The sequence below is a fragment of the Bacillus cereus group sp. MYBK245-2 genome, from assembly GCF_051916145.1.
GTDB lineage: Bacteria > Bacillota > Bacilli > Bacillales > Bacillaceae_G > Bacillus_A > Bacillus_A pacificus.
In genome coordinates, this window is the sequence record NZ_JBQAGB010000009.1 from 213,895 (window position 1) to 221,058 (window position 7,164).

Consider the following 7,164-nt stretch of genomic DNA (forward strand, 5'->3'; position numbering starts at 1 on the left):
GTAGGATTAACCAAAAAATTAAAGAATTCTATATATGACAAGTATTGGACGAATTATTTTCAAATTTCTTTATAATAAAGGTGGTATAAACAGTGTGAAACTTATGCAACAACGTAGCCTTACCGTAAAGACAACTTTTTCTAAAGAATACAAGATTTTTATTTTTGGTTTACTCATTTCACGAATTGGAGACTCATTGTATACTTTTTCGTTACCTTGGATTGCCTATCAATTAACCGGTTCAGCTGTAATAATGAGTTCTTTATTTGCTATTAACGTATTACCAATCGTTTTATTTGGCCCTTTAGTTGGTGTAATAATTGATCGTTATGATCGAAAAAAGTTACTTTTGGTAGCGGATATTACTAATATTATTTTAGTAAGTCTTGTTCCAATACTACATTCATTACATCTATTACAAATCTGGCATTTATACATAATTACTTTTATGTTAACAGTTATGTCCATGCTTTTTGATGTAACAACTGTTACAGTCATCCCGCAAATTGCCGGAGCATCCTTAACGAAAGCCAATTCTTTCTATCAAATGGTCAATCAATTAGCCAGTTTATTTGGTCCAATGATAGCTGGAGTTTTCGTTTCTTTTATTGGTAGCTTTCAGTTGCTTTGGATTAATGTTCTTTCATTTATTGCAACATTAATTGCTGTGATATTATTACCGTCTATGAAAACCGTAAACAAGAAATACCAAGATAAAAATACACTTCAAAATGTACTAGCTGATTTGGTTAATGGATGTAAATGGCTCAAAAATGACCGTTTAAATTTAGCTTTATCTTTTCAAGCTATGATTGGAAACTTTGGAGCAAGTGCGGTTTTAGGTGTGTTCATGTATTATTTACTATCCACATTGCAACTTACGCCGGAACAAAGTGGCTTTAATTATTCACTAATTGGAATAGGCGGGCTCTTAGGAAGCTTGATTGCAGTTCCTTTAGAAAAAAGGTTACAGCGCGGCATACTAATTCCTTTACTCCTATTTGTTGGAGCAATTGGCTTAACTTTCGCGCTTTGGAATACATATTGGCTCGCTCCTAGAATTGCTTTCGGTATCGCAATGACTTGCAATATTGCATGGAATACAATTGTAGCCACCGTTCGCCAGGAAACAGTTCCATTAAATGTGCAAGGGAGAGTTTTAGGATTTTCGCGTGTACTTACACGATTAGCTATGCCACTCGGAGCATTAGCAGGAGGCATTATTTCAGCTTATAATCCAGTGTTTGTATTTGCTTTAGCTGCTTTTACTAAATTAATTGAAGTCTTTATTGCTTTATATAGTCCGATACGAAAACTATAATAGTAGGAAAGATAATTATGATTGGTTAATTGCAATTACGGATAAGTTGATAAAGAAAAAAGGCATATCATAATGCCTTTTTCTTTATCATCATTTTACTGGATAACAAACTTCTGTAACCCACTTATTAGGATCCGATTCCATCGCTGGGCTCACATGATAAATATTAAACATTGGGCCTGCTAATTCGTAACCTTCTGTCTCAATCCATTTTGCCGCAGCTTCATTTACAGCTGTCATTTGTTCATAACTTCCATTAACCGTTATGGAAGCTACATTAGCTGATTCCACATTTTTAAATGTAACGTCTTTTGTATTTTCATGCTTTCCTAGAATACTTAGCTGTATTTCTATATCTACATCATTTTCTTTGTATTCACGATCATGGAAAACCGCAATACTATAACTCGGATGGTCAATACTAATATTCTCCATTTGAATTTCTTGCATTAATATACTCCATAAATCACCTTCGCAATTATACGATGGAATAATCTTTCTAACACTAGCTACAGTTCTTTCTGGAACTTCTTTTATTGAAACATGATAATTCATCTCAACAACATCCTCTCTCATCGTTTTCATTGAGTCTTCGAGGAGACGTAATTGTTTTTTGAGGTTAGTCATGTCTTTTTTAATTTGAGCACTACGATTTAAAAACTGCTCCTTAATACCATCTATATTATCGCATTCTATTATTTCTTTAATGGTAGCGATATTAAATCCCATATTTTTTAACGTTTGAATTTGATTTACTTTCTTTAATTGGGCTGCTGAATAGTATCGGTATCCACTCTGCTCATCAACTTTTATTGGTTGTAATAATTCAACTTTATCGTAGTGTCTCAACATACGTATACTAATGGAAGATAGTTTCGAAAAATCCCCTATTTTAAACATGATTTCCTCCTATAAGTTACATCTACTTTGAAGCTCAACTTTATCTTAAACAATGACATTGTGTGAGAGTCAACTGTTTATAACACTTGAATTATATTTCTTTAATTATTTATCCTTATACCGTCTTATGCCTATAAAGATTGATAATAATCCGTTCACAGCTAATAAAATTACTATAATACTTGTAAATAAACCTACATCTGCCGCAAATATTTTAATCGTACGCCATGGTGAACTCGTACTATAAGTAAGCAGTGGGATAAAAATAATAGATAATAGTAGGAATAGACTCCCTATGAATAACCAAATTACCTTTTTTACAGTTTTCACATGTTTATACTTTTTCATTAACATAATTGATATTATGAAAAGTATGAGTGTAACTATCAACAAAATAATTTGTGTTAATGGTATGTTTTTAGAGATATCAATCAGTTCTTCTCCATTCAAAATACTAATAATCCCCTTTTTCAATTCTGATAGTGCGGTTTCTTCTAATACATGATTTTTATTTGTTAAAATCACACCACTCCAGCCACTTTTATTTAAAGTAAATATTTCTGCACGAGCATCGGGCGTTGATCCTGAATGCCAAATCATCGTTTCGCTTTCATTTATATTTGTTGTTCTTAATCCAAAACCATAACTTTTTTCTGAATTTGTTTGATAAAGTGGTGAAAGATAAAGATTCATGTTTTCTTGCTTTAAAAATTGAGGATTTTCTTGGCGATTCAAAAACATAATGAATTGAATCATATCTTCCAAATTCGCGGTAATATAACCATATGGTGCCCCGGCATTATCATAGGACACTACACTTTTTCTTGGTATGCCAAACCACGACTGATAACCTGTTAAATAGCCTTTTTCATATGCAATTTCTTTACTTGCTGCCGCGCCATTCATATTTAACGGCTGAAAAATATACTTTTCCATATATGATGAATATATTTCATTTGTGACTTCTTCAATAAGTGCGCCTAAAACCATATAATTCGCATTACTATATTGATATTTTTCACCTGGTGGAGCAGTTACTTTTACATTTGAAAGCTCCATTACATTTTCTTTTAATGCTGTAGAACTTTTGGATTGCTTATCTGATAATGCTAAGCCTTCATATGTGCTGATTCCGCTTGTATGAGTTAGTAGATGTTGGATTGTTATAGTTGAGGATATTTGAGGATTCTTTAGTTTAAACCAAGGGAGATATCGTTGAACTGGATCCTCTAATTTTATTTTTTTATCTTCTATTAATTTCACTATAGCTAAAGCTGTTAAAGATTTACTTATAGAGCCGATTGCAAATGGTGTTTTACTAGTTACCTTTTTTCCAGATTCTCCAGTAACCCCCATCGTTTTTGTGAAGAATACATCTCTATTATGTACAATTGCAACAGAAGCTCCCGGAATGTTCTGCTCTTTTATAAATTTTTCAATATACTTATCTAATGTAACTTTAATATTTTGCTGAGCATAAACTTTGGGAGGTGTGATACATAATATTAATACATTAAAAAGAACAAAAATTAGAGACAGTTTATAGATTGTATTCTTCATTATACTTTAGATGCTTTCTTTTTTTATAACTTACTAAGCTAATAAATACTACTATAGAGAGCGTCAAACTAGTCATTATTAATAATGCGTTCCACCATTGATACTCTGATATTCGATATAAAAGATTATACTGAAATGCACTTTTACTATTATTTTGATTAAATGATTCAGTTAAAAATATTGAAAATATAATTTGCGAGCTGAGGTAAGTAATAATTGCGATGAATATGCCACGTAACATAAATGTGTTGAATTTGCCCTTTTCATTTTGAAGTTGTTTCATTTTAACTTGTGAATCAATTTCATTTATTTCTAAAAAATCTTGAACAAATAATTCAGGTGTACCTAAATCATCTATACTATCTTCTCCATGTTCACGACACTCTTGAATATGTTCTAATATTTGTCGCTTAATATTTTCCCTTTCTTCTAGACTAATATCGTATTGCTTTAATTCCTTAAGTACGTCTGTTAAAAATTGCTTTTCTTTACCTATCAATTTATTCCTCATTTCAGAAGGTCTCCTTTCAAACCGCTTTTTAGTAATGTTTGAATATCCGATTGCAATTCTAACCACTCATTAATTTTCTTCTCAAGACGTATTTTACCGTTTTCATTAAGTTCATAATAAATTCTAACTTTACCACTGTCTGTTACTTCTTGGTAAGTGTTAACCCACTCTTGATTTTTCAACTTAGTTAGAATTGGATAAATGCTTCCTACTCCTTTCAACTTTAAATTATGTACTTCTAGCTCTTTCATAATCTCATAGCCATAACTTTTCTTTTTCGACAAAATAGATAATACACACATTTCTAAATGACCTTTAATTAAGCTTGTTCTATCCATAGGATAAATTTAACAGAAATATATACTTCATTCAAGTATATATTTCTGTTAAATGCAAAAAAACAGACAATAAAACGAAAAGATTAACAAACAACAACAATACCACTTATCAACTGTTTTTAATCTTAATAATCACTTTTATAATATAATAATTACACAATTAATATAACCTTTAAGGTAATAATCCTCTCACTTCAATAACCTTATCTTTATATATTTCAAACCATTGTTGCCATTCATCTTTAGAAAATTCTTTTTCTTCTCCTTCTAGAACGGCAGAAAAAAGATCTAAACAAATATGCCAACCTGCTATATCTTTCGGTGTATGATCAGTTAATTCATGAATGTATTCTTTAAGAAGTAAAAAAGAACCATTTTCCTCTTTATGTATTTCAAATCGGACACGATCTTTATCCCAAGTAAATTCAAGTACTGAGTTTACTTGACATTCTAAAATATCAATATTTATGAATGTACCATCCATCATATCAAACTTTATGACTCCACCTGTTTTAAGGCTTTCAATCTGTAAATTAGACATCCATTTTTTCAGCTTACTGTTTTCTGTTAAAGCAGACCAAACTTCCTCTATTGTATATGGAAATTCGCGTTCAAATTTTACAATATATCCATCAGTTAGTTTCCCAATTTCAGCTATCATATTGATTGCCCCCTTGTATAGAATGTATGTTCTTGTTTCGTTTTACACGAATATAAATATAAAATAAATCTTTATGTCAATGAAGTATTAATTTAAAGTTAATGGTGATGATAAAAACTTAAATATTTTATAAATCGAGTTATATAATCGTGAGAATTAATTATCATGTATGTACGTTTCCCTATTAAATATAGACTTACGCACAAATAAAAAGAGCCGCATTTGCGACTCATAAAATTATAAAATTAACTCCTGCTTTTGTTGAATGATTTACCTCTTAATCGCATCAACAATTAAAGACGGAAAACCAAGTTTATCGCCTTTATTTCTAGAATCATATCTTTTCGAGCGGAAAATCAAACCGTCGTTTGCATCCCATTCATTGTAATAAAACTGACCATTTTCATCACAATATTCAAGCAAAACTACCTCAAATCCAGCAGTTTCAAACATTTTCGTTAATGTTTTATAATTATGAACGATTTTATGACTTGCTGCTGGGTGATCTTTTGGGCCAGGTCCACCTATTTGAACTACATTTTGGTATGCCTCATCTCGAAAAAATGCATCAGGAACGCCGCACCGAATATGCCCCTCTTGCTTTAAAAATTCATAGCAAATTTCAGCAGCTCTTACACCTTCTTCAAACGTAAGGTGTTCCCATACATGCTCAGCTAAGATAGCTGAAATAGAATTGTATTCAAATCTTTCTTCCCACGTAGCTTTATCTAGTAAATTAAGTTCATTTTCTTGCGTTTGTATCCATCCAGGATTATTATTAAACACCCCTGCTCCGACTACTACTTTAATTTCGTCTTGTTTTATTGCCATCACCTTCACTTCGTAAACATATTAATTTATTAATATGTTCTATGTTTAGTATTATCTTTCCTTCTTCAACCAATTTAATAGCATGAGTACAGTACAATACCGAACTCATGCCTGAAATTTGTCTAACAAAACGATTTTCTAACTTTATAGAATCAGTTCATGAAATACAACTATTTTTATACAATTTATATACGATTTTTCTTACATAAACATAAAACACCAAACATTAACATAAAACCAATCACGTAAAAACTTGTTGTTCCACTGCCACCAGTGTTAGGGATTACCCAATTATTTTTCACATTTTTCACTGTTAGTTTTTGTGTCCTTACCGCTTCTATAATTTCTATTTCTATTGGATCTCTAAGTAACATATATCCGTTTGGTGCTTTTATTTCTTGAATCGTATACTTTCCAAGTGCTAATTGGTCGGAAATCACCTTTCCTTTTTCATCCGTTGTTAATCTACTAACTTCTTTACCTTCTTTATCTAAGACTTGAAATACAGCACCTTTTAGTTTTAAATTAATATCCTTATCATCGACTTTCTCAATTTCAATTTGCCCAGTCGGATCTGGTAATTTCTTATTTGCTATTTTAATTTCTACTACTACATCTTTTTCTATTTTTACAGCTATTTTATCTTTTAATAATTCGTAACCTTTTGGTGCTTCTACTTCCACTAAGGTATAGTTACCTATTGGCAAATCTTTTGATATCGCTTCTCCTTTTTCATCTGTTACTAACTCCCCAACTACTTTTTTATTTGAATCTTCAATATGAAATTTTGCTCCTGCTAGCTGTTTATTTTTATCACTCGTATCTACTTTCACTAACTTCATTTTCCCCATCGGATCTGGTAATTTCTTATTTGCTATTTTAATTTCTACTACTACATCTTTTTCTATTTTTACAGCTATTTTATCTTTTGATAATTCGTAACCTTTTGGTGCTTCTACTTCCACTAAGGTATAGTTACCTATTGGCAAATCTTTTGATATCGCTTCTCCTTTTTCATCTGTTACTAACTCCCCAACTACTT

Annotated in this window: 8 protein-coding genes; 1 reads left to right on the top strand and 7 read right to left on the bottom strand. The window is 31.1% G+C overall.

The genetic code is table 11. From position 1 onward, the window contains the following. Positions 1-94: 94 nt before the first annotated feature. Positions 95-1,321, top strand: coding sequence for an MFS transporter (locus tag ACTFRN_RS16860; protein ID WP_088106774.1), 1,227 nt, complete (start codon positions 95-97; stop codon positions 1,319-1,321). 90 nt (positions 1,322-1,411) lie between these two features. Here ACTFRN_RS16860 and ACTFRN_RS16865 read toward each other — a convergent pair whose 3' ends face one another. The 7 genes from ACTFRN_RS16865 to ACTFRN_RS16895 form a co-directional block, all read right to left on the bottom strand. After that, positions 1,412-2,221: a MerR family transcriptional regulator gene (locus tag ACTFRN_RS16865; protein WP_000472606.1), complete on the bottom strand. Its 810-nt coding sequence runs from the start codon at positions 2,219-2,221 to the stop codon at positions 1,412-1,414. 105 nt (positions 2,222-2,326) lie between these two features. After that, positions 2,327-3,781 (bottom strand): serine hydrolase domain-containing protein, encoded by a 1,455-nt coding sequence (locus tag ACTFRN_RS16870; RefSeq protein ID WP_049112686.1) that lies wholly within the window; start codon positions 3,779-3,781, stop codon positions 2,327-2,329. Then, positions 3,762-4,292: a hypothetical protein gene (locus ACTFRN_RS16875; protein ID WP_014893702.1), complete on the bottom strand. Its 531-nt coding sequence runs from the start codon at positions 4,290-4,292 to the stop codon at positions 3,762-3,764. The genes ACTFRN_RS16870 and ACTFRN_RS16875 overlap by 20 nt, the downstream gene beginning before the upstream one ends. Then, entirely contained in the window at positions 4,289-4,630 is a 342-nt protein-coding gene (locus tag ACTFRN_RS16880) for a PadR family transcriptional regulator (protein WP_014893703.1), read from the bottom strand. Before ACTFRN_RS16880 ends, ACTFRN_RS16875 begins: the two co-directional genes overlap by 4 nt. Before the next feature lie 172 nt (positions 4,631-4,802). Then, positions 4,803-5,291 carry an SRPBCC family protein gene (locus ACTFRN_RS16885; RefSeq protein ID WP_014893704.1) on the bottom strand — a complete coding sequence of 163 codons (489 nt, stop codon included), beginning with the start codon at positions 5,289-5,291 and terminating at the stop codon, positions 4,803-4,805. A 270-nt stretch (positions 5,292-5,561) separates the two neighbouring features. Continuing rightward, positions 5,562-6,122: a class I SAM-dependent methyltransferase gene (locus ACTFRN_RS16890; protein ID WP_014893705.1), complete on the bottom strand. Its 561-nt coding sequence runs from the start codon at positions 6,120-6,122 to the stop codon at positions 5,562-5,564. A gap of 185 nt (positions 6,123-6,307) precedes the next feature. Next, a partial coding sequence (locus ACTFRN_RS16895) for an MSCRAMM family protein (RefSeq protein ID WP_440038296.1) occupies positions 6,308-7,164 on the bottom strand: 857 nt, incomplete at its 5' end.